Origin of the sequence: uncultured Odoribacter sp. (assembly GCF_937966165.1) — a bacterium.
In the GTDB taxonomy this organism is placed as follows: Bacteria; Bacteroidota; Bacteroidia; order Bacteroidales; family Marinifilaceae; genus Culturomica.
In genome coordinates this window covers 104,078-127,778 of record NZ_CALCLB010000005.1, presented here as the reverse complement: position 1 = coordinate 127,778, position 23,701 = coordinate 104,078, and the positions used below count along the sequence as shown (strand labels likewise).

Below are 23,701 nucleotides of genomic sequence, written 5' to 3'. Positions count from 1 at the left end.
AAGCAAGGGCAACGATTTTAAAGATCCGGATTTTCATATTCCAAAACAATCCTTACTTTTGTCGTCAAATATTATCTTATGAACGTTTTTAAATTTGGAGGTGCTTCTGTAAAGGATGCAGAAAGCGTAAAAAATCTCCTGCAAATTCTGAACACCCAAAAAACGAATCTGATTATCGTCGTATCGGCTATGGGAAAAATGACCGATGCCCTGGAAAAAGTATGTAATCATTATTTCCATAAATCAGGAGATACTTTCACTGCTTTTGAGGAAGTTAAAAACTTTCATCTGACCATCCTATCCCAATTATTCGGGGAGCAGGACAAAGAAATCAGTACCCGCATGTATACCCTCTTCCAGGAATTGGAAGAAATTCTCAACAGTGAACCGTCTCTGAGCTATGACTACGAATACGACCGTATCGTTTCCTTCGGAGAACTTTTTTCATCTGCCATCGTAACCGCATACCTGAACAGACAAGGACGTAAAATTAAACTCATTGATATCCGGAAATGCCTGAAAACCGATGAAACCTACCGGAATGCAAACGTAAATATCGAACTTTCCAGTCTTTTGTGCCATAAGACTTTTACATTCCAGGATACTTTTATGTATCTCACACAAGGATTTATTGCAGGTACTCCCACGAATCAAACCACAACACTGGGACGGGAAGGTTCCGATTATACGGCAGCTATATTGGCCAATCTACTGGATGCAGAAAGCGTAACCATCTGGAAAGACGTACCAGGCATTATGAGTGCCGACCCCAAATTATATTCAGATACGGAGATTTTACCGAAATTATCCTATCGCGAAGCCATAGAACTGTCCAATTTCGGCGCAAAAGTTATCCATCCTAAAACGATTAAACCGTTACAAAACAAAAAAATACCCCTTTTTGTAAAATCTTTTTTACATGCGGAAGAGCACGGTTCGGTAATCCGGGAATTGGAAGAGAAATTAAAACTGCCTCCGATTTATATCAATAAAGATAATCAATTACTTCTGACCCTTACTCCCCGTGATTTCTCGTTTATTGCAGAAGAAAAATTAAGCCGGATTTTCGGAGCTTTGGCAAAATACCGCTTAAAGCTAAACCTGATGCAAAACTCAGCCATCAGCTTTTCTTTTTGTATCGACAATAACGAAGCAATCTTTCACCATTTCATTAACGAATTGAAAGATGATTATGAAGTGTTATATAATAAAAATGTACGTTTAATCACGATTCGCCACTATACGGAAGAAATTATTCACAAACTAATAGGAGATACGCCCACTTTAGTAGAACAGCGCAGCAGACTTACAGCACGTTTTGTCGTAAGAAAAGAAAAATAAAAACGGAATCCGGTATCAGGAATTCCTCCATCCGGAATTGAATGTTCCGAAAAACGGAAAAAAGAGAAGATTCATAGGCAACCAGAATCGTATATATTTGGGATTATAAAAGCCCTTAATATAGAAGAGACTGCGAAAATATGAAATAGTCGGTGGACTTATTATATAATCTTCAATTAAAAATCATATATTTGCAACCTATTTGCAAAAATCATTTTTAAAACAATAGAAACCGGTCATACAAATAAAATGACCTGTTAAGGAATATATTAAGGATTTCAACATTATAAAAATAGATACACATGGAGAAAAAATTCCCTGAATATAAAAGTCTGGATCTTTCACAGGTGAACAAAGACATTTTAAAAACCTGGGAAGAAAACAAGGCATTCGAAATGAGTTTAAAAACCCGGGAAGGCCATCCTTCTTTCGTGTTTTATGAAGGTCCTCCTTCTGCTAACGGAATGCCGGGAATTCACCATGTCATGGCCCGCACAATCAAGGACGTTATTTGTCGTTATAAAACTCTTCAGGGATTTTATGTAGAACGGAAAGCAGGCTGGGATACCCATGGCTTACCCGTAGAATTAGGGGTAGAAAAGAAATTAGGGATCACCAAGGAAGCAATTGGAAAAAGCATCAGCGTAGAAGAATATAACCGGGAATGCCGGGAAGAGGTAATGAAATATACCCGGGAATGGGAAGAATTGACCCAGAAAATGGGCTATTGGGTGGATATGCACCATCCCTATATCACTTATGATAACCGTTATATCGAAACGCTCTGGTTTTTGCTTCAGAAGTTGTATCAGAAAGGATTCCTCTATAAAGGGTATACCATTCAGCCTTATTCTCCTGCTGCCGGTACGGGTTTAAGTACTCATGAATTAAACCAGCCGGGATGCTACCGGGATGTTAAGGATACCACCTGTGTTGCCCAATTTAAAATAGTACGCGACGAATTATCGGAAAAATTGTTCAAAGATTCCGATACAGTCTATTTTACTGCGTGGACAACAACTCCCTGGACTTTACCCTCCAATACGGCTTTGGCCGTTGGGTCGGATATCACTTATCTGGTTGTTAAAACTTATAATCCCTATACGTATAATCCGGTTACGGTAGTATTGGCAAAGGACCGTTTCAATGCCTTTTTCAACCCGAAAGCAGCAGAAATTCCCCTGGAAGAATATCAACCCGGAGAAAAACTGATACCTTATAAAGTAACCGGAGAATTCAACGGAAGTGAACTGGAGGGAATCCGTTACGAGCAACTTTTACCCTGGATGCGTCCCGAAGGAGATGCTTTCCGTGTAATTACAGGAGATTATGTCTCAACAGAAGACGGTACGGGTATTGTACACATTGCCCCCACTTTTGGTGCAGATGACGACCGGGTAGCCAAAATCGCCGGAATTGCCCCGATGTTGCTGACAGACAAAGAAGGAAACAAGCAACCTATGGTGGATAAGCAGGGACGCTTTTTTACCTTGGAAGATATAGATCCCGGTTTTTTGAAGACAAACGTCGATCTTGCATTATATTCAGAATATGCCGGTCGTTTTGTAAAAAATGCATACGATCCGAACTTAACAGAAGAAGATACCACTTTGGATGTTGATATCGCTGTTATGCTGAAGAAAGAGGACAAAGCTTTTAAAGTAGAAAAGCATATACACAGTTATCCTCACTGCTGGCGTACAGATAAACCCGTATTGTATTATCCACTGGATTCCTGGTTCATTCGCACGACGGCCGTTAAAGACCGGATGCAGGAACTGAACCGGACAATTAACTGGAAGCCTGCCAGCACCGGCGAAGGACGTTTTGGGAAATGGCTGGAAAACCTGGTCGATTGGAACCTTTCCCGTTCCCGTTATTGGGGAACTCCTCTTCCTATCTGGATCAGCGAAGATGGGAGTGAACAAAAATGTATTGGTTCCGTCAAAGAACTTAAAGAAGAGATAGATAAATCGGTAAAAGCCGGGTTTATGCAGGAAAATCCATATCAGGATTTTACTATCGGAGATCATTCCAAGGAGAATTACGATAAAATTGATCTTCACCGGCCCTATGTCGACAATATTATTTTGGTTTCTTCCAAAGGAGAAAAAATGGTGCGGGAAAAAGACCTGATTGATGTATGGTTTGACTCCGGAGCCATGCCCTATGCTCAATTGCATTACCCTTTCGAACATCAGGCAGATATAGACGAACGTCGCCGTTTCCCGGCAGATTTCATCGCCGAAGGAGTGGATCAGACCAGAGGCTGGTTTTTTACTTTACATGCCATTGCCACAATGGCCTTTGATTCTGTAGCATTCAAAAATATTATTTCCAACGGATTAGTACTGGATGCTAAAGGGAATAAAATGTCCAAACGTTTGGGAAATGCCGTCGATCCCTTTACGATAATCGAGCAATTCGGTTCTGACCCGCTCAGGTGGTACATGATTACCAACTCACAGCCTTGGGATAATTTGAAATTCGATATTGCCGGAATAGACGAAGTAAAACGTAAATTTTTCGGTACCTTATATAACACCTATGGATTTTTCGCCCTTTATGCCAACGTCGATCGTTTTCATTATACAGAAAACGAAGTAGCAATCAGCGAACGTCCTGAAATAGACCGATGGATCCTTTCGTTACTCAACTCTTTAATCAAAGAAGTAACGGAAGCCTATGAAAAATACGAACCGACGCGGGCAGGCAGGGCTATACAGGATTTTGTCATCGAAAATCTTTCTAACTGGTATGTACGTTTATCCCGGAAAAGATACTGGGGAGGAGAGTATTCTACCGACAAAATTTCAGCTTATCAAACCCTTTATACCTGCTTGGAAACTGTGGCTATACTGGCGGCGCCTATTGCTCCGTTTTATATGGAACAGCTCTTTACAGACCTGAATAAAGTCAGTGAACATTTTAAAGAGAGTGTCCACCTGACACAATTCCCGAAAGCGAACGAAAGTTTAATCAATACGCAGCTGGAAGAACGGATGCAGTTAGCCCAACAAATTTCTTCCATGGTATTAAGCCTGCGCCGGAAAGTGCAAATCCGCGTCAGACAACCGCTGAGCAAATTGATGATTCCAATTTTGAACGAGGAAATGCAGCAACAACTGGATGCGGTAAAACACATTATACTTTCAGAAGTAAATGTAAAAACAATTGAATACATTACAGACACTACCGGCGTCCTGATTAAAAAGATCAAACCCAACTTCAAAACCTTAGGGCCGAAATACGGTAAATATATGAAACAGATTTCGGCTGCTATTGCAGGGATGAACCAAAATGATATTTTCCAGTTTGAGAAAAAAGGGGAATTTCAATTGCAATTCGGGAACGAAACATTAACTTTGGGATTGGAAGATGTTGAAATTCTCTCGGAAGATATCCCGGGCTGGCTTGTTGCCAATGAAGGGAAAGTGACAGTAGCCCTAGATATTAATATCACAAAAGAATTAAAAGAAGAAGGTATCGCGCGGGAATTTATTAATAGAATTCAAAATTTGAGGAAAGAAAGTAATTTCGATGTTACGGACAAAATCCGTTTACATATCGGAAAACAGGCTCACATTAATGAAGCGGTAAAAAATTTTTCAACATACATTGCCAGTCAGGTACTGGCTGAAAGCATAAATTTGACAGACACCATAGAAGCTGAGGCTAAGGAAGTCGAAATTGACGATATTACGACTTATATTAAAATTGAAAAAGTGTAACCTCCGGATAAGAAGAAAAGTATAAGAATGACATTTTAGTAATTCATTTACTTCTTATTTTGGATAAAAATTCAAAAGCTATGGCAGAGAAAACCAGATATTCAGATGAGGAGTTGCAGGAATTTAAAGAGATAATTCTTGAAAAACTCAGTAAGGCCAAAAAAGATTATGAAATATTGAAGGCTGTTATTTCAGGCAGTGATGGAAATGACATAGCGGATACCTCTCCTACATTTAAAGTCCTGGAAGAAGGAGCGTCCGTTTTGTCGAAGGAAGAAGCAGGCCGCTTAGCCCAGAGACAAGCAAAATTCATTTCCCATCTGGAAGCTGCGCTGGTAAGAATTGAAAACAAAACTTACGGCATTTGCCGGGTCACCGGAAAGCTGATTTCCAAAGAAAGATTGCGTGCAGTGCCGCATGCCACTTTGAGCATGGAAGCCAAAGAAGGACAGGAATCTTAATCGTTAACGATTAAGATTCTAAATTTTCAATCGTCAGGAATGAGTGTGCAAAAAAAACTGATTATTTTTATCATTGCTTTATTAGCAATTGACCAGGTCGTGAAAATCTGGATTAAAACTCATATGATGATCGGAGACGAATACAATGTCTTCGGCGAGTGGTTTAAAATTCATTTTATCGAAAATAACGGAATGGCTTTCGGGATGGCATCGGAAAGCGGAAAAACGGGAAAAATGCTTTTAAGTATATTCCGTATTTTTGCCGTTGCAGGGATAGGCTGGTACATTGTGAAATTGTTAAAAGAAAAAGCTCCTGTAGGTGTAATTTTTTCTTTTGCCCTTATTTTTTGCGGAGCTATCGGTAACATCATCGATAGTATGTTCTACGGTCTTTTATTCAACGACAGCAACGGCCAGGTTGCGACTTTTTTACCTGCAGGAGGAGGATACGCATCTTTCCTGCACGGAAGAGTTGTAGATATGCTCTATTTTCCATTATACGAAGGTTATTTACCCGACTGGGTTCCTGTATGGGGAGGAGATTACATTGTATTTTTCCGGCCGATTTTCAACATTGCCGATTCTTATATTACCATAGGCGTTCTCCTTTTAATCCTTTTTTACCGTAAATTTTTTTCCAGTAAAAAATAATCGCCATTCTCTATTTTATTGTACTAAGATTGGTGCATTACAGCAGCTTATCCGAAATCATGGATTTTTATATAATAATCGTTTCGTATAATTCAGATCGTTTTTCTATTGTTAAAAGACCATGAAAATGATCCTCTTTATATAGGTTAGCGAATCTTTCTTTCTTCACCGGCTTGGCATAAAAAACAATCCGGCAAGACTATTCCGGATTTTTTCCGTTTCTATTCCCCTGATTATCTCCTGATCCAGTACAAAAAAAATAAAAAAATAGTTGTACAGATAAAAGAGGTTTCCTTTTTCAGTTAATTCGCTTGCATTCAAGTTTTAGCTTATTGTTTTTAGTTTTTAGTTTTTTTTCCGTAGGTTTGCAGCCGAAAATTTAAATATAAATTTGGCGTCGATAAAGCGCTGAACAATAAAGCTGATTTAATACACAGGCATGATTGAGAATCTGGTAATAGTGGAGTCCCCGGCAAAAGCCAAAACAATTGAACGCTTTCTAGGCAATAATTATACCGTCAAATCCAGTTTTGGACATATCCGGGACCTGGAAAAAAAAGATCTCGGCATTGATATCGAAAATAATTTTCAACCCAAATACGAAATATCTGCCGATAAAAAAGCGATCGTAAAAGAATTGAAAGCTTTAGCAAAAGAGGCAAAAACAGTATGGCTGGCGTCCGATGAGGACCGCGAAGGAGAGGCTATTGCCTGGCATCTTTTCGAAGCCCTGAATTTAAAACCGGAAAATACAAAGCGGATTGTGTTTCATGAAATTACAAAAGACGCCATTTTACACGCCATTCAGAATCCCCGTAATATCGACCAGAATTTGGTAAATGCCCAGCAAGCCAGAAGGGTATTGGATCGTTTAGTGGGATTTGAAGTATCTCCGGTACTCTGGAAAAAAGTAAAACCTTCTCTTTCGGCTGGCCGGGTACAATCTGTTGCTGTAAAATTAATTGTAGAACGGGAAAGAGAAATCAATGCATTTCAGGAACAGCAATACTATAGGGTAAACGGAATTTTTGAAACAAACAGAGAACGGGCAGAAGTAAAAGCAGAGGTAGATGAACGTTTTGTTGATCAAGAAGATACCTTGAAATTTCTGCAAGTATGTAAAAAAGCTCAATTTACAGTGAATCAGGTTGAGACGAAACCTTCTATCCGGAAACCGTCCCCTCCTTTTACAACATCTACCTTGCAACAGGAAGCCTCCCGCAAGCTGGGATTTTCTGTCTCCCAGACAATGGCTGTGGCCCAGAAATTATATGAGAGGGGATATATCACTTATATGAGGACAGACTCTGTAAACCTATCCGCTTTGGCAATAAAAAGTGCAAAAGCCGTTATATGCCAGACATTAGGTGAAAAGTATTCTAAATCACGTCAGTTTACGACGCAGAGCAAAGGGGCACAGGAAGCACACGAGGCCATTCGTCCTACTTATATGGATAAAACCGCCATTGAAGGAGACAGAAACGAACAAGTCCTCTATGAATTAATCTATAAACGGATGCTTGCGTCTCAAATGGCGGATGCCGAATTGGAGAAGACCAGTATCACAATTGGTGTTTCCGGAAGTGAAATTCCTTTTATTGCCAGTGGAGAAGTTGTCATTTTTGACGGATTTCTCCGGATGTACAGAGAATCTCATGACGACGAACACGATGATGAGAAAAGTACATTGCTTCCACCCATTAACAAAGGGGACTTACTGAACCGTAAACTGATCATCGCAACAGAACAATACACCCAACATCCTCCCCGCTACACGGAAGCCAGCTTGGTAAAGAAAATGGAGACTCTGGGTATCGGACGTCCTTCTACTTATGCTCCGACCATTACCACCATTCAAAACAGGGGTTATATCACGAAGGAATCGAGAGAAGGGGCAGAGAGGACAATCCGGCAAATGGAGCTGAAAGAAGATGATATTCAAGTGTCCGCACTGAAAAAAACATTCGGGGCAGAAAAGAAGAAACTTTTCCCTTCAGATATGGGTATGGTAGTAACCGATTTTCTAGACAGCCATTTCCCCAATATTATGAACTATAACTTTACGGCACAGGCAGAAGAAGCGCTGGATGACATTGCAGAAGGAGACATCAAATGGCAGAATATGATCGGACAGTTTTACAGTCCCTTTCACGAAAATGTAGAAAAAACACTTAAAAATTCAGAACGCAATACAGGGGCAAGAATATTGGGCACAGACCCTGGGAGCGGGGAAACGGTATCCGTCCGGATCGGCCGGTTCGGTCCCATGGCCCAGATAGGAGAAGGAGAAAACGTACGGTATGCCGGCTTACGTAAAGGTCAACTCATGGAGACTATCAGCCTGGAAGAAGCCTTGGAATTGTTCAAATTTCCCAGAAAACTAGGTATGTTTGAAAACAAAGAAATCAGTGTGGGTATCGGTCGGTTCGGACCCTATATCAAACACAACAATTCCTTTGTTTCTCTAAAAAAGGGAGAAGACAATCCATCAACCATTACACTGGAAACGGCTATTCAACGAATCGAAGAAAAACGGGAAAGCGATAAAAACAAACAAATAAAAGTATTCGATAACGGAATCACTGTCCTGAACGGCAGATTCGGGCCTTATATCAAATACGACAAAAAAAACTTTAAAATACCCAAGACCCTGAAAGCAGAAGAACTGACACAGGAAGAATGTCTGGCCATTATTGAAAAAGAAAATTCCAAGAAAACCACTTCTTCCAGAACATCAGCCCGAACGGCTAAAGCGTCCCCGAAAAGCAAAAAAACAAATACGAAAACAACAGTTGCTAAAGCAACAAAAAAGAAAAAAGAAGATACTGCTGAACGTTGATTTTTTATTTTTTCATAAAAAAGACAACACAGCAATTCAACCCATTCGGAGAAGAGGACAATTTAAAAGTTCATTCCGAGAATTTAAGGTAAATATTTGCACAACATAAGGGTTTTGCCTATATTCGTACCCTCAAAAAATAGCGTAAAAATTAAAAAATCCAAATAAATGGCAACATTACAAAACATCAGAAACCGTGGTGGATTACTTGTAAGTATTGTAATCGGTTTGGCACTAGTAGCTTTTATTGTCGGCGATGCATTGAGCTCAGGTGCAAGTATTTTTAACCGTTCCCGGAATCAAGTCGGAGAAATTGCAGGTGAAGCCATATCAATCACTGATTTCCAGAACAAAGTAGACAAAAACGAAGAAATCGTCAAAATGATGAATGGGGTTTCAGCCCTGAACGATGAGCAACAATCCATGCTGAGAGAAAACACCTGGCAGCAGATGGTGATGGAACAAATCATGAACCAGGAATACGAAGAGCTGGGTATAGACGTCAGTAGTGAAGAATTATATGACATGTTGCTGGGAAGTAATATGAGTCCGACAATTCGTCAAATGTTTGCCGATCCGAACACAGGAATGGTAGATGTAAACCGTGCTCATGAAATTATCCGTCAACTTATCGCAGCTCCGGCCAACACCCCTCAGAAAAAATATTGGTTGAACATGGAGGAACAGATTGCTACCTCCCGGAAACAAGAAAAATACAATGAGTTGATGTCAAAAGCATTATATATTACGGATGAGCAAGCTCAGGAAACCGCTCAGAACAATGCCGTAAAATCAGACATCAGTTATATTGTAAAGAATTACAATAGTATTGACGATTCTACAGTCAGCGTAAGTGAAAATGAAATTAAGGAATATTATAACTCTCATTCTAAACTTTTTGAACAACCGGAATCCCGGAAAATTGTATACGTAAACTTCGACATCGAAGCTTCCCCGGAAGACTATCAGGAAACAGAAAAATGGGTGGCTGATATGATGGATGAATTTGCAGAAACTAAAAATCCGGGAGAATTTATTGAACTTTCTTCTTCTGATAAAAAATTTGATGCTTCTTATTTGAAAAAAGAAGAAATTTCCAATGATAGCCTGGCTGACTTTCTGTTCAGTGGTAATAAGGGGGTATTTGGTCCGTATCTGGAAAAAAATTCTTACCGGATCAGCCGTACTTCAGATTTGAGAATGTTACCGGATTCTGTAAGGGCCCGTCACATTTTAATCGTTCCGAAAAATAACGATCTCCAGCAGGCAGAAACTCTTGCAGACAGCCTGGTGAATTTATTGAAGAAAGGGGCAGATTTTGAAGTTTTAGCCAGACAATATTCCGCAGACCAAAATTCAGCTGTCAATGGAGGAGATTTGGGTTGGTTCGGTCAACGTATGATGGTGCAGCCTTTCAGTGATACTGTATTCTTTGCTAAACCCAAAACGACAAAAGTAGTCAAAACACAATATGGAATCCACATTGTGCAGGTAACAGGACAATCAAAACCGGTCCAGAAAGTACAAATTGCAACCATAGAAAAGGAAGTAATTCCTTCTCAGAAAACGACAAACAAAATATACAACGAAGCCCGTACTTTTTCTCACCATATCAAGACTTCAGCCGATTTTGACAAAAAAGTCAGCGAAACAGGATTGACAAAACGCATAGCTACTGTCAATAAAAACGACAAAACGATTGCGGGTATGGACAATGCAAGAGAATTGATCCGCAGGACATACCTGACAGATAAAACGGGAGAAGTGATTGTTTCCAATGAAGAGCTGAACATTTTCGAAACAGGAAATAAATATACCATTGCTGTTTTAACTGAAATCAATGAAGAAGGGATCGCTCCTCTGACAAGCGTAAAATCTCAAATTAAGAGTATTCTGACTCAAAAAAAGAAAGGAGAACGCTTAAAACAGGAATTGGAAAAATCCATCAGCGGGAGCGGGAGCTTGCTTTCTGTAGCACAAAAAGCAGGACTGGACGTAAAAGAAGCTACGGAAATTACTTTTAACTCTTTCCAATTGCCGGGTGCAGGAATTGAACCCAAAGTAATTGCAACAGCAACTCAATTAGAGGAAGGAAAACTTTCAGCTCCTATTGCCGGTAATCAGGGTGTATATGTAATTATGGTAAACAGCCGTACACAGGACGAAGTGACTCCCGAACAAATAGCTCAAATGAAAAATGCTTTATTACAATCTAATTTATATAGAGCCAATTACGGGGCGATCGAAGCATTGATCAAAAATGCCGCAATAAAAGATACCCGGTATAAATTCTACTAATCACTAATCATACAAATTTATGTTGGCAGCAGGCGAGACTTTGATATCTCGCCTGTTTTTCTTTCTTTAAATTTGTATGTTTCGCAATTTTATAATAGGTTTGTGCAAATTTTACACAATTATACAATTCTGCATTAATAAAGAATTTCATGAAAAAAAGAATTCTGGTTACCGGTGGGGCTGGTTTTATTGGGTCACATCTTTGTAAAAGGCTATTGGAAGAGGGGAATGAGGTTTTATGTCTGGATAATTATTTCACCGGGAAAAAAACAAACGTCCTGCCACTTTTAAAGAATCCTTTTTTTGAACTTGTCCGGCACGACATCATGAATCCCTATTATGCAGAAGTGGATGAGATATACAACTTAGCCTGTCCGGCTTCACCGATTCATTATCAGTATGACCCGATACGTACCATAAATACGTCCATATTAGGTGCCATAAATGTATCCGGTTTGGCTCACCGGGTAAAAGCAAAAGTGTTGCAAGCCTCCACCAGTGAAGTATACGGAGATCCTAAAATTCATCCTCAGCCTGAATCATACTGGGGGAATGTAAATCCAATAGGCCTTCGTTCCTGTTACGACGAAGGGAAAAGATGTGCAGAGACAATCTTTATGGACTATAACAGGCAAAACGGCATAAAATGTAAAATCATCCGGATTTTCAATACTTACGGCCCGAACATGCATCCCAAAGACGGAAGGGTTATCTCCAATTACATCGTACAGGCCCTTCGGGGAGAAGACATTACTGTGTACGGTAACGGACAGCAAACCCGGAGTTTTCAATATGTTGACGATCTCCTGGAAGGGATGATTAAAATGATGGCTACGGAAGATTCTTTCACGGGTCCTGTCAATATTGGCAATCCTGGCGAATATACGATGCTGGAGTTGGCAGAAATTGTCTTAAAACTTACGGGATCAAGTTCCAGAATCGTATTTCTGCCGCTTCCTGCTGACGATCCCGTTCAACGTAAACCAGATATCCGCCTGGCAAAAGATAAATTAAACTGGGAGCCCCGTATCACTTTGGAAGACGGTTTAAAAGAAACCATTTCCTATTTCAAAAGGATCTTATGAACAATCGCTGACGATAAAAAAACAAGAGGTACAAAAAAAATTCCTTATATAAGGGATTCCTCCGATCAGAGGGCTTAATTTACGGGGTTTCAACCCGAATTTTATTTCGTAATGCGGATTGATAAAATAAAATCTCTGGCGTTCTATTTTATAATGATAGCGTTGGAGAAATTTTTTACACCTTTCTATGGTAATTCCACAGCTTTTTATGGATAAAAGTTCTTCAATTGTTCCCTGCTCCTCACCTCCCGCTTTTAGTAAGCTTTTATACATAAAACGGGGAAGTAAATGGAAAAAAGGCAAGTGGGACAAAAAACGACTTTTACAAATTTGCTGATGTCCTCCGAAAGGCATATGCCAGGCCGGAAATCCCAAAAATATAATTCCTCCCGGTTTTAAAAATTCTTTTACCAATTCAAAAAAACGAGCTTTATCCGGTATATGTTCAATGACATCATGTACCAAAATCACATCGAAATGTCCTTTTAAATGTTCTACAGTAAAAATGTCCGCCGCAATTAATTCTACACCAGAATGCCGGGCGGGATCCAGCAAACGGGAGGCCTGTGCAATCCGGTCTTTTCCCAGATCAACCCCGGTAACCCGGCAACCTCTTTCTACAAAAGGCTGCAAATTTCCTCCCATTCCGCACCCGATCTCCAGAATACTCATTCCCGGCACTACTTCACGGACTTCCTCAATAAAAGGCAATAAATATTTTTCAGTCGAATACGCTAATTCTTTAAAGTACCGTTCTCCATCTGTATGTCTTTCCTGCATACTCCTAATTTATTTAAAATTAAATCCGAAACACAAAATATTAAATGTAAATGCTACTCTTTTTGTAATTCATCATAAATAGAAAAAATATTCTGTGTTAAATTCGCCCAGGAAAATCTCTGTTTCAATTTCTGCATTTCTGCCGTAAAAGCAGCTTCACGGGCATTTCCATAAAAATCTACAATCGCATCTGCAATTTTCTCAGCAACCGGCTCTACTACATATCCGGCAAGTTTATCAGCAATAATTTCCGATAAACCACCGACGTTTGTCACCAGCATCGGCTTATTGAAATAATAACCAATTTGAGTTACCCCACTTTGAGTTGCCGATTTATAAGGCTGAACAATAAGATCGGCAGCACAAAAATAATTATTTATTTCTGTAGAAGGGATATAGGCTGTCCGCAACACCAATTTATCATCCAATTTATGTTTATCTATTAATTCCTGATAATAAGCTTCATTTCCATAATATTCTCCCGCCACGATCAATTTTATTTTATATGCATCCAAACGTTTATCAGCCATAGCCTCCAACAATAAATCCAAACCTTTGTAACTCCGGATAAAACCAAAAAACAGGAGATACCGGTAATCCGGGGATAAATTCAATTGTCGTAAAGCATCTTCCCGGGAAATAATATCTCCGTAATGATCATAAACCGGATGAGGAGCATATCTTCTTACCGGTTGACGGACAAATTTCTCCAAATCATTGTAAACTTCCCGGGACATAGCAATAAAACCGTCCACTTTTCCGGCAAAATACCGGGTAAGCAACCGATCCCCTATCCGCTTTTCATGCGGAATAATGTTATCTGCTATACAGATCAGCTTTGTATGGTAATTCTTACGGACAATCCGGCAAATCGTACCCAGGGCGGGAGCCATAAAAGGTAACCAATATCTGACAATAATTAAATCCGGTTTTCGTTTTTTCAGCTCCTTTCCCACCGATAACCAGTTGAAAGGATTTACCGAATTTACTTTCCTTACGTTACGGATATTTTCAGGCGGGGCATCCTCCGTATACTGGGTTTTGCCTGGAAAAAGAAAACCGGGATATTGCAATTTAAAATTATAAATTGTCACCTCGTGTCCTTCCCGTAATAATTGAACGGCCAATCTTTCATTCAATGCAGCAATTCCCCCCCGGTAAGGATGGGCAGGACCCAATATAACGATCTTCATATTACTTCTATTTCATTTTAAACCGATTCTTTTTCCAATAATCAAACTTTTCTTCTCTGCTGATCCACTTCGTCCAGAATAATATCATCGACATCCGGATCAAATTTACGGGCAAAAAGAAAATCTTCCCGAAGTTTACTTTGAGCGAACAACATTTCCTTATCCCTCATTGTAAAAATCTTAGGACTTTCTTTCCCTTCCCCCCAATCGATATACCTCAAATCGCTATTCTGCACATTTTTTGCAATTTCAGGAGCAGAACAAAGAATAGAAGGAAACATAATCTCGTCGGGATTAGCTGTGTACAAATGGTATTTCCAATATTCCGGATGCCCGTCCAGATAATCCAATATATAATTCATGCTACTAAATTTCAATCCCCACCAAAAACTTCCTCCATAGGGTTTTATTCCGGAAGGGTGTCTTCTTTTGGCAAAAAAGAACCGGATGGCTTTGGCGAATAAGCTGGGTTTATAACACAATAGTAACCAGAAATGATAAACATTCCGGAATGTAAAAGCATAAGGTTCAATTTTGACCTGTTTTTTTCCGTCTGTTTTACTTAATCCGAACCGGTAAGCACAAAGTCTGTCCATACCTTTCCGTGGCCATACATCCGAAGGCAAGGAAAAATGAAAGAGGAAATCGGTCGTATCGTATTTTTCCAAAAACGCTGTAATTTCCCGATTCGATTTTAAGGGATAATCTTGTCCGCTCAACAATATAACACGTCCTTCCTCCCCTCCTTTCCTGATTTCTCTCATACAATTTAATACGGCTCTCACCTGAGAAATGGTTCCCCAAAGGATATCTTCCCTTTCGGAAACAAAGTGTATATGGGGCCGGTTTAACTTTTCCTGAAAAGGAGCAATGCAAACCTTGCGGTCGACATGTATATAAAAATCAGTTTGCTCTGTTTCCAGCTGTTCCACTAATCGGCACAGCTGTTCCGGATGCTTATGTACCAAAATTATATAATGTATCTTCATGCGGAATAGATCAAATTGAACAAACCTCCTACAAAAATAAGTTTAATTTAAGTTATATACCTAATTTACTTCAGAAAATTGTTTTTCCTGGCTGTAGACAAAGATTCACACATAATAATCACTATCTTCGCTTATTTAAAATCAATTTGTATGGATATCAGCATTTCCGTTATCATTTGTACGTACAACCGGGGATCCCTTTTAAACCGTACTTTTGAGGCTTTGATCCGGCAAACTTTACCGGTAAATGAGTTTGAGGCCCTATTAATCAACAACAACAGTACCGACCAGACGGCAGCAATATGCCTTCGCTTCCGGCAGGCACATCCGGAATTTCCCTTTCATTATTTTGAGGAAAAACAACAAGGGCTTTCGTATGCCCGGAACCGGGGTATTGAGGAAGCCCGGGGTAATCTTCTCGTATTTTTAGATGACGACGCTTTTGCAGAACCGGATTATCTCCGAAACATACAGCAATTTTTTAAAACCCATCCCGATGCAGCAGCTGCAGGAGGCCGTATTTATCCGGAATTTGAAAACCAAAGACCTTCGTGGATGTCTCACTATATGTTATCTTTAGCCTCCACTTTAAATTTGGGCAATCGCGTTCTTCTGTTCCGGAAAAAATATCCGATAGGGGCCAATATGATTCTCCGCCGTAGTACGGTTGAAAAATACGGAGAATTTGATGTAGCTTTAGGACGCAGGGGAAATAAACTGGAAGGAGCAGAAGAAAAGGACCTTTTCTATAGAATCAGGAGGAACGGAGAAAAAATATACTATCTCCCGGACGCCGTTGTATACCATTTTGTTCCGGACAAACGCCTGGAATTCGACTATTTCAAACGCCAGTCCATCGGTATAGGATACAGTGAAAAAGTCAGAGCGAAACGTCATTCTTCCCGGGAGTATTTTAAAAGTACGATTTTGGAAATATGTAAATGGGGGGCGACTTTTATCCTATGCCTGGGATATATGTTCACTTTCCGTTTCAGGGCAGGATGGCGATTGGTCGTATTCAGGTGGTATGTTTCCCGGGGCCTGTTTTTCATCTCTAAATTATAGCCGCCCATGGACAACCAGCCTTTAATATCCGTAATTATTCCGGTTTACAATACAGCTGTTTCTTATCTGGACAGATGTGTTCATTCCGTATTTTTACAGACTTATACGCATACGGAAATAATTCTCATCGACGACGGAAGTAATTCAGAAACACGACACAAACTCAAAGAATTAAAAGAAAAGGATAAACGCGTACAGCTGCTACACCAAAGCAATCAGGGGGTAGTCGCAGCCCGCAAAAAAGGAATAGAAACGGCAACAGGGACTTACTTATTTTTCCTCGATGCAGATGATTATCTTCATCCCTTCTTCTTTATCAAGCTGATTCAAAAAGCCCTTCAGTCGCAAGCTGAAGTTATCGTCAGCAACCACATCCGGGTATTTGCCAAACGGGAAGAAAAACGGGGAAAAAATTCATTCGATACCCTCTCTCCCGAAGCCTATATTAAACTCCTGATCGAAACCCGGGATTTCTCTATCTGGGGAAAGTTATTTCATCGGTCTCTTTTCGAAAGTTCCCCTGATATGCCGGAAATATTGAAAATAGGTGAAGATCTTTATCTCCTGCTCCAACTACTGTTGAATGCCCGCTGCATTGCTGCCGTCGATTTACCAGGTTATTATTACCTGATTCAAGGGTCCTCGGTTATGCATACCTACACTTCCGAAAAAGCGCTGAACAATCTGTTAGCCGCACAATACATTTCCCAACTTTTAGAGTCCCGTTCCTTTCAGCCGGAATATATTGCAGCAATCAATCTTATCTTACTGAAAGGTTCCTTTTTATCCGGGAAATTAAAAAATCCCCGTCATCCCTTTATAGAACGTGTTTATAAAAATTATTTTTCAGTAACTGTAAGTAACCGGTTTATCGGCAAAGCCGCCACACTTTATTTATTCCTCTTTAAAAAATACATCAATTTATCCCCTTTGGCCGGTTTCCTTCTGAATCAATTAGGGAAAAAGAAAATATAAAACAGCCGGGATATTTATACCCGGTAAAAACAAAATTTTAGTTGTCCGCTTTTAAAGAACAAAACAATTCTGTCCATTGCCTCATAATGTTCTCTTTGGAGAATCTGCTTGTACGATCAGCAGCCCGCTTGCCTATCGCAGCCCGTAACTCTCTGTCCTGCATCAGGAGAGAGAGTTTTTGCACAAATTCTTTTTCATTTCCCTCTTCTATTAAAAAGCCATTTTCACCGTTCTGAATCATTTCCCGGGGACCACATTGACAGGCATAGGCAACAACCGGTAATCCACACGCCATGGCTTCAATCAAAACCATAGGCATACCTTCAAAACGGGAAGTCATGACGTATACCGAACTTTTACAATACTCTTCCCGGATATCCGAAACCGGCTCATGAATTGTCACCACACTTTCCAGACCGCTCTCCCGGACCTGCCGTATCAACTCCTCCCTTTCCTCCCCCTCTCCAAATATCTCCAACGTCCAAGCCGGAAATGCAGCATGGATTTGTTTCCAGATAGCAATCAACCGGTCGTATCCCTTTTGATAATCCAACCGTCCTACCGCAATTACTCTCTTTACGTCCCAATCAGCATATTTTTCCGTTTGAAAATCACAAGCATTATGGATGACACAAATATTACCGGCTTTTCCCCACAAACCACGGTCCTCTTCGGTCAATACCACAAATTTATCATACTTCGAAGCCAGATATTTATCCTTCTTCAACAGTATCTTTTTCCATAAAATCCGCCAACCGGAAGTATGCTGAAGCCGGTAAAAACGGGAAAAATGAAATTCCAGTATTTTTTTACTTCCGTCTTTGATTTTATATAAAAAGTCAGCTTCTTTTTTAAACAAAGAAATAACAATATCCGCCCGTAACTCTGTCAATAATTTTTTCAATCTCTTTCGATGAAGGTGTTTTTTTCTCAAACGGACGCCTAACTTATTACCCGTATTGTCACAATAGTTGATCCCCAGATCAAAACACTTTATGCGCCTGGAAACCGGGTAAAAAGGAGAAGCCCCGCCCTGATCCGTAGTGATAATACTCACTTCTTCCCCTAATATATCCGCTAAATAATTGGCCTTATTAATCAGGACCCTTTCCATCCCTCCTGCCGCTGTCAGCGATTGTATGCAATAGACAATTTTCATATTTACCTGGAATGTAGCAATTTATTTATAATACAACGGATATAAAATAACAGGTCAACCGCTTTCCCTCCTAAAAGGTTAAATAAACAGAGGCGCTCTCTTTTTTTCCAATTTCCGGTTAAAGCCATAGGACGTAGTTTTAATGACCGGACCTGATCCAGAAAAATTTTCCGTCGGGGGTAGAAAGCAGGAGAAATCAAACAAACAAGCAAAATATAAAATACTTCCGACATTTCAGCCTTCACTTTTTTCCGGAATCGCTGCTCCCCCTTCTTCTGCTCTGTATACTTTTTCAGGTTTTCTAAAACAAGTACAATATCCTGCAGCTTTTTCTGATTCATGGTAGCCACTGCTGAGGCCGGATGTTGACGGTAAGCATAAAAAACGACCGGTACATACATTGTCTTTTTTGCAAATACAATCAAGCGGGTTATAAAATCTTCGTCTTCCAGGAAAGCAATACGTTCATTAAAAATAACCGTTGTTTGCTCCAAAAAACTTCGTTCAAACAAAAGCAACCAACAATAAAAAGCTCCCTGAAAAACATTTTCATAAAATGCAAATCCGTCTAATAATTGATTGGCAAAGACTTTCCGCTGTTCAAACCGAAGCGAAGCCCTTAAAAAACGATCTTCACTGTCTACCTCTATCAATTCCCCTCTTACTACTTCCAACTGATTGGTTTCTGCCACAGCAAGCAACTGTCCCAAAGCGGCGTCGACCAAATAATCGTCCGCATCCATAAAATACACATAGGTTCCCTCAGCCCTTTTCAACCCGTTATTTCTGGCTGCAGAAACTCCCTGGTTTTTCTGGCTGATCACTTGTATATTGGAATGAAGAGCAGCAAAATTCTTCATCCGCATCAAACTATCGTCCTGAGAACCGTCATCGACCAGAATAACTTCAAAATCTGTTTCCACTAATCCTTGCCGATAAAGGGATTCTAAACATTTACCAATATACCGGCCTGCATTATAAACAGGTATAATTACAGACAATCTCATCTTTCTTTTTTCTATAATTCCTTCCAGATTTCTCCCAATAACTTTTGTTGTTGCTTCACCATTTCCCGGATTTCCGACTTAATTTTTTCAAAATTGGCAAATAAATACTCTAATTTCTCCTGAACTTCCGATACAATTTTCCCTTTTAGCCAAAGTTCTTCTTCCCCGGCTTCGATAATTAAATCTTCCCTTCTCAAGCTTCCCCCTATTACCCCTTTATACTTTACACTATAGGAAAGACAAATCGCCGGAGTCCCCATTTGAAAGGCCGACACAGCGGGGTGCATCCGCCCGGTCAGTACAAATAAACTATTCCCTAAAATAAAACGGGCCCGGGTCGGCAAAATCCTTGCCCTGACTACAATTATTTTAGACTTCAATTCCGGAGAAAGGAGCATCAGCAAATCTTCTATATAACCCACTTCATCTCCATAAGGAGGAAAAGTATGAGCCAATAATACCATTTTTTGTTTTTTCAGGCAAGGTTCTCTCTCCATCATCTGCAGTATCTCATTGAAACGTCTCAGATAGAGGGCCCTGTCCCGGCAATAATACCCGTCCGACTGCATGCCGGAAACAATAATAGTAACGTACTCTTTTGCCACCAAGCCGTACTGTTGTAATACGGCAGCCTCCATACATTTATCCCCTTGCAAGGGCAAATCCGACAAAGCAATATCTGCCATTTGCCGGACCGGTATTCCAAATTCCTGCCGCAAATAAGTAACGGTCCAGGGATCCCGGGCATAAACCGACAAACGGGGCAATAAATGTTTTATTCCCCATCGGTTCAATTTTAAGTAAAAAGGACCTATTGTTTGTCCCAAAAGTACAACTTTCGTATGAAAAGAATTTCTCCACTTCTCCAAAAGGTCAAAAAATACCGCTTTTTTAAAATAATATTCTGAAAAATCGTCCCCTCCCAATGAAATAACCCTATCAAATTGTTTACTATATGTATTAAAAAGTATGCTCTTCCATTTTAACCATTTTTTTTTCAAACCGGGAGAAGCCTTCTGCCACTTTTCCTTCGCCTCATTTTTGAATTCAGTTAATTGTATACCAGGTTCTAATTCAGATAATAGCAATTTTTTATCCGTATATTCATCCGGATAAAAATAAAATTCTACGTTTTCTTTTCCCCATTGCTCAGCCAGCCGTTGAACCGTCACCAATCCCATCATGGCTGTTCCGTAATTATTCAAATTCGAAAAATGTTCCAGTAATATCTTTTTTTTACTCATATTTTCTCCCCGATTTTAATATCCGGATAAACTTTCGTATAAGTTTTTTCCACTTCCTCTGCGGCAGAGGTTTTATCATTTCTTCTATAAAAGGAATAAGAGATTTTTCTTTCCAGTGAGCAAAAAAATACTGTCGGTTCCGGGGTGCTGTAACAGATACTTCCAAAGATGGATTTTTCCTTACCACCTGTCCGTAATCCGACTGCCTCCAATCACATTTATCCGCAATTTTACGAACGATTTCTACTCCCTTTTCCGAATGTACAAAAACAGCGGAAGTTCCCCGCTTATCCTCCCATTCCGGCATAATCTCCTCTATTCCCCAGAAATCTCCCAACGTCAGGTCGCTTCCGCTCCGGAAAGATTTCACCGGACAAGCATAACAGGAAGGACGCAAATACAAATCCCCCAGAAATCCCTGCATAAAACGATTTTCACTGCCCGGTTCAGATATCCATTCTTTGATTTCGGATTGCTGTTCTTTCCCCTCCGTCCCTGCTATTACAAAGTTATAATTTTTCCACCCTTGCTTTTTGTTCCGAAAAGAAATCTCCTTTATTCTCCCGCCCGGAAGTGATTTCTTTTCCAAAAGTTCACCCAAATAATTATCCCATACCCGGGGGGAAGGCGCTCCGTGACAGATCAAGTCGACAGTCAGCAAATACTCATTTCCTTTTCCAAGGTAATTCCGTAAACCTGCTATCTGGCAAGGAGTCCCACTGAATAGAACAGGACGTCCTGCTTTCAGATAAAGCTCCGCCTGACGGTAACTATTCCCTATCCTGCTTTGCACATACTTACTTCCCAGAAAAGGAGTTAACCCTTCCAGGGTTTCCGTATAATCATGAATAACCTCCCACCGCTCATTAAAACGAGCTCCGAAAACCACTCCTCCCCTTGCCAAAACCGCCGCTGCCAACAAATAAAATATTCCGCCGGAAGAACTCCGGAAACGTATATTCTCATCCCGGTTCCTCATGGCATATATTTTTAAAGGCAGCCTTTTCTCTTTCCGGAAAATCACCGGGCAAACTTTCTCACAAAGATGACAATCTACACAAAGAGAAGAATCTGTTTTCGGGTACAAAAATCCTTCCTCATCCTCCTCCAGCCGGATACACCCCTTAGGACAACGTTGTACGCATGTATTACAGCCTACACATTTCTTTTTCTCTACAAATTGAATCATGATTTTCGAAAACGATAAAAAACTTTTTGTACAGGTGCCCGGAATAAATTTCTTTCGTAATTATTCATAACAAATTTCCATACCACTGTTCCGTATAATAAAATATACAAAAGAATTTTCACACTTAATGAAACCCAATTGTCTTCCCCATACAATCCGCTTAACAAAGCGCTTATTACAGCAATAAAAGCTATAGGTACAGTCATCCGGATAATTTCTCTCCAAAATAAAGGAATATTCAAATGGATTTTTTTATAATAATAAATATTCATGACAATTACATTCCCCACCACTAAAGCAAAGGATGTCCCAATAGCATATCCGACACCTCCGTATTCTTTAGCTAAAGGAATACTTACCGCCAAACTGAACAAGGCAATTACAATATAAACCAAAGACCGGAATTTTTGCTGGTTTCGGGCTTGTAAAATTGTAATCCCCAGATTCTGAATCAACGGAATAGTAAGGGGAATCATTATAATTAATCCTATCAAATAAGCATTTTTAAATCCCGGTCCCACCCATAAATGGATAAACGTTTTTCCAAACAACACAAATCCGCTCAAAATTAAAGCCATCACTAAATACTGTATTCTTCCCAGACGGACAAACAGATCTGAAATTTCAGCATCCGACTGATTTTGAGTAACCATTTTCGTCAGTTTAGGGAGAAAAACCCCCGATACCGCCAGAGAAAAATTCATATAATAATTTGTCAGCTGCATGACAATAGCATAAACGGCAGCTACAGCAGCTCCGGCAATAGAAGCCATTACAAAATTCCCGGATCCCCAGTAAATTTTATCCACAATTATTCCGATAAATACAAAAAAAGAATAGTTGACAATTTCCCGCGTCAGTTTCCACTCTATTTTTTTAAAATAAAACCGGATCTGCAAGCGGAAAAAACAATACCAACAATTCAACAACAGGCAAAATATATTCAAAACAGTGAATACTACCACCATAGCTACTGCTTTATATCCCATCAGTAAAAGAGGAATCATAATACAAGGCTGTAAAACAATGCGGATAATATTTACAATTTTCTGAAATACAAAATTTTCATAAGCAACAATAATCGACCCGAATACCCCTAATGGAAAAGAAACAGCCACATTCAGGATCATCAGAAAAATCATAATCCGGGCCTCTTCTATTTCCTGTAAAGTCAAAGATTTTTCAAAAAAAGAAGTTACATTGAAATAAAGTCCCAGACCAGCCCCAAAAGCAATTAAACCGATCAGGCTATATAAAATAAAGAACATCCCGAACAAGGAATAGACTTTGTCCAGGCGGCCTTGAGACTTGAAACTCACTGTATACCGGACAATGGCATTTCCAAAACCGAAATCCAGTATCCCCAAAAAACCAGCGACATTGAAAACAGCAGCATACAGTCCGTATTTGGACTGTCCCATGGTATGCATCATAAAAGGAGTGTACAGTAATGTAATCACATTACTTAAAAGCAATGAAAAATAAGACAAAAAAGCACCTGCTTTTAACTGATTCACCTTCATACCGACTGTTTCCCTTAAAACATTCCTGCTACCTTCTCCCACCCACTTCTGAAATATTCGTCATTTCTTTTTAAAATCTTCTCTTATTTTTTCTACCTCCCTATTTATACAAAAGTAGGAATTATTTGCTGAATCAGATATTTAATTTCTATTTTTGTTCATCTATTCGTT

The 23,701-nt window shown here is 39.8% G+C and carries 17 protein-coding genes; 9 read left to right on the top strand and 8 right to left on the bottom strand.

Going from position 1 to position 23,701, the window contains the following annotated elements:
* Positions 1 to 78: 78 nt before the first annotated feature.
* From Q0465_RS01555 to Q0465_RS01525, 7 genes are all read left to right on the top strand, one after another.
* The gene (locus tag Q0465_RS01555; RefSeq protein ID WP_298611853.1) at positions 79 to 1,341 is read left to right on the top strand and encodes an aspartate kinase; all 1,263 of its coding nucleotides are present in this window, start codon (positions 79 to 81) and stop codon (positions 1,339 to 1,341) included.
* Positions 1,342 to 1,643: 302 nt separating this feature from the next.
* Positions 1,644 to 5,072 carry an isoleucine--tRNA ligase gene (ileS, locus tag Q0465_RS01550; protein ID WP_298611850.1) on the top strand — a complete coding sequence of 1,143 codons (3,429 nt, stop codon included), beginning with the start codon at positions 1,644 to 1,646 and terminating at the stop codon, positions 5,070 to 5,072.
* Positions 5,073 to 5,152: 80 nt separating this feature from the next.
* Positions 5,153 to 5,533 carry a TraR/DksA C4-type zinc finger protein gene (locus Q0465_RS01545; RefSeq protein ID WP_298611847.1) on the top strand — a complete coding sequence of 127 codons (381 nt, stop codon included), beginning with the start codon at positions 5,153 to 5,155 and terminating at the stop codon, positions 5,531 to 5,533.
* 39 nt (positions 5,534 to 5,572) lie between these two features.
* Positions 5,573 to 6,184, top strand: coding sequence for a lipoprotein signal peptidase (locus Q0465_RS01540; protein ID WP_298611844.1), 612 nt, complete (start codon positions 5,573 to 5,575; stop codon positions 6,182 to 6,184).
* 439 nt (positions 6,185 to 6,623) lie between these two features.
* Positions 6,624 to 9,023: a type I DNA topoisomerase gene (topA, locus tag Q0465_RS01535; RefSeq protein WP_298611841.1), complete on the top strand. Its 2,400-nt coding sequence runs from the start codon at positions 6,624 to 6,626 to the stop codon at positions 9,021 to 9,023.
* 168 nt (positions 9,024 to 9,191) lie between these two features.
* Positions 9,192 to 11,321, top strand: a complete 2,130-nt coding sequence (locus Q0465_RS01530) for a peptidylprolyl isomerase (RefSeq protein ID WP_298611838.1) — start codon at positions 9,192 to 9,194, stop codon at positions 11,319 to 11,321.
* A gap of 149 nt (positions 11,322 to 11,470) precedes the next feature.
* Positions 11,471 to 12,406: a UDP-glucuronic acid decarboxylase family protein gene (locus Q0465_RS01525; RefSeq protein WP_298611835.1), complete on the top strand. Its 936-nt coding sequence runs from the start codon at positions 11,471 to 11,473 to the stop codon at positions 12,404 to 12,406.
* Here the strand turns inward: Q0465_RS01525 and Q0465_RS01520 are convergent.
* From Q0465_RS01520 to Q0465_RS01510, 3 genes are read right to left on the bottom strand one after another with little or no spacing between them, the layout of a single operon-like run.
* Positions 12,401 to 13,186: a bifunctional 2-polyprenyl-6-hydroxyphenol methylase/3-demethylubiquinol 3-O-methyltransferase UbiG gene (locus tag Q0465_RS01520; RefSeq protein ID WP_298611832.1), complete on the bottom strand. Its 786-nt coding sequence runs from the start codon at positions 13,184 to 13,186 to the stop codon at positions 12,401 to 12,403. The two genes, Q0465_RS01525 and Q0465_RS01520, sit on opposite strands and share 6 nt — an antisense overlap.
* A 53-nt stretch (positions 13,187 to 13,239) precedes the next feature.
* The gene (locus tag Q0465_RS01515) at positions 13,240 to 14,379 is read right to left on the bottom strand and encodes a glycosyltransferase (RefSeq protein WP_298611829.1); all 1,140 of its coding nucleotides are present in this window, start codon (positions 14,377 to 14,379) and stop codon (positions 13,240 to 13,242) included.
* A 41-nt stretch (positions 14,380 to 14,420) separates the two neighbouring features.
* Positions 14,421 to 15,368 carry a beta-1,6-N-acetylglucosaminyltransferase gene (locus Q0465_RS01510; RefSeq protein ID WP_298611827.1) on the bottom strand — a complete coding sequence of 316 codons (948 nt, stop codon included), beginning with the start codon at positions 15,366 to 15,368 and terminating at the stop codon, positions 14,421 to 14,423.
* Positions 15,369 to 15,518: 150 nt separating this feature from the next.
* Between Q0465_RS01510 and Q0465_RS01505 the strand changes: the two genes are divergently transcribed.
* Together Q0465_RS01505 and Q0465_RS01500 are read left to right on the top strand one after the other, a co-directional pair.
* Positions 15,519 to 16,433, top strand: coding sequence for a glycosyltransferase (locus Q0465_RS01505; RefSeq protein WP_298611824.1), 915 nt, complete (start codon positions 15,519 to 15,521; stop codon positions 16,431 to 16,433).
* 6 nt (positions 16,434 to 16,439) lie between these two features.
* On the top strand, positions 16,440 to 17,408 hold the full coding sequence (locus Q0465_RS01500; protein ID WP_298611821.1) for a glycosyltransferase family 2 protein: 969 nt from the start codon (positions 16,440 to 16,442) through the stop codon (positions 17,406 to 17,408).
* A gap of 37 nt (positions 17,409 to 17,445) precedes the next feature.
* Here Q0465_RS01500 and Q0465_RS01495 read toward each other — a convergent pair whose 3' ends face one another.
* Genes Q0465_RS01495 through Q0465_RS01475 form a run of 5 tightly spaced genes read right to left on the bottom strand, consistent with a single transcriptional unit; the run spans position 17,446 to position 23,530 of the window.
* Entirely contained in the window at positions 17,446 to 18,567 is a 1,122-nt protein-coding gene (locus tag Q0465_RS01495) for a glycosyltransferase family 4 protein (protein WP_298611818.1), read from the bottom strand.
* Between the two features lie 2 nt (positions 18,568 to 18,569).
* Entirely contained in the window at positions 18,570 to 19,574 is a 1,005-nt protein-coding gene (locus Q0465_RS01490) for a glycosyltransferase (protein ID WP_298611815.1), read from the bottom strand.
* Positions 19,575 to 19,585: 11 nt separating this feature from the next.
* Positions 19,586 to 20,818: a polysaccharide pyruvyl transferase family protein gene (locus Q0465_RS01485; protein WP_298611812.1), complete on the bottom strand. Its 1,233-nt coding sequence runs from the start codon at positions 20,816 to 20,818 to the stop codon at positions 19,586 to 19,588.
* Positions 20,811 to 22,007, bottom strand: coding sequence for a Coenzyme F420 hydrogenase/dehydrogenase, beta subunit C-terminal domain (locus Q0465_RS01480; RefSeq protein ID WP_298611809.1), 1,197 nt, complete (start codon positions 22,005 to 22,007; stop codon positions 20,811 to 20,813). The genes Q0465_RS01485 and Q0465_RS01480 overlap by 8 nt, the downstream gene beginning before the upstream one ends.
* Positions 22,004 to 23,530 carry an oligosaccharide flippase family protein gene (locus tag Q0465_RS01475; protein ID WP_298611806.1) on the bottom strand — a complete coding sequence of 509 codons (1,527 nt, stop codon included), beginning with the start codon at positions 23,528 to 23,530 and terminating at the stop codon, positions 22,004 to 22,006. The genes Q0465_RS01480 and Q0465_RS01475 overlap by 4 nt, the downstream gene beginning before the upstream one ends.
* Between the last annotated feature and the right edge of the window lie 171 nt (positions 23,531 to 23,701).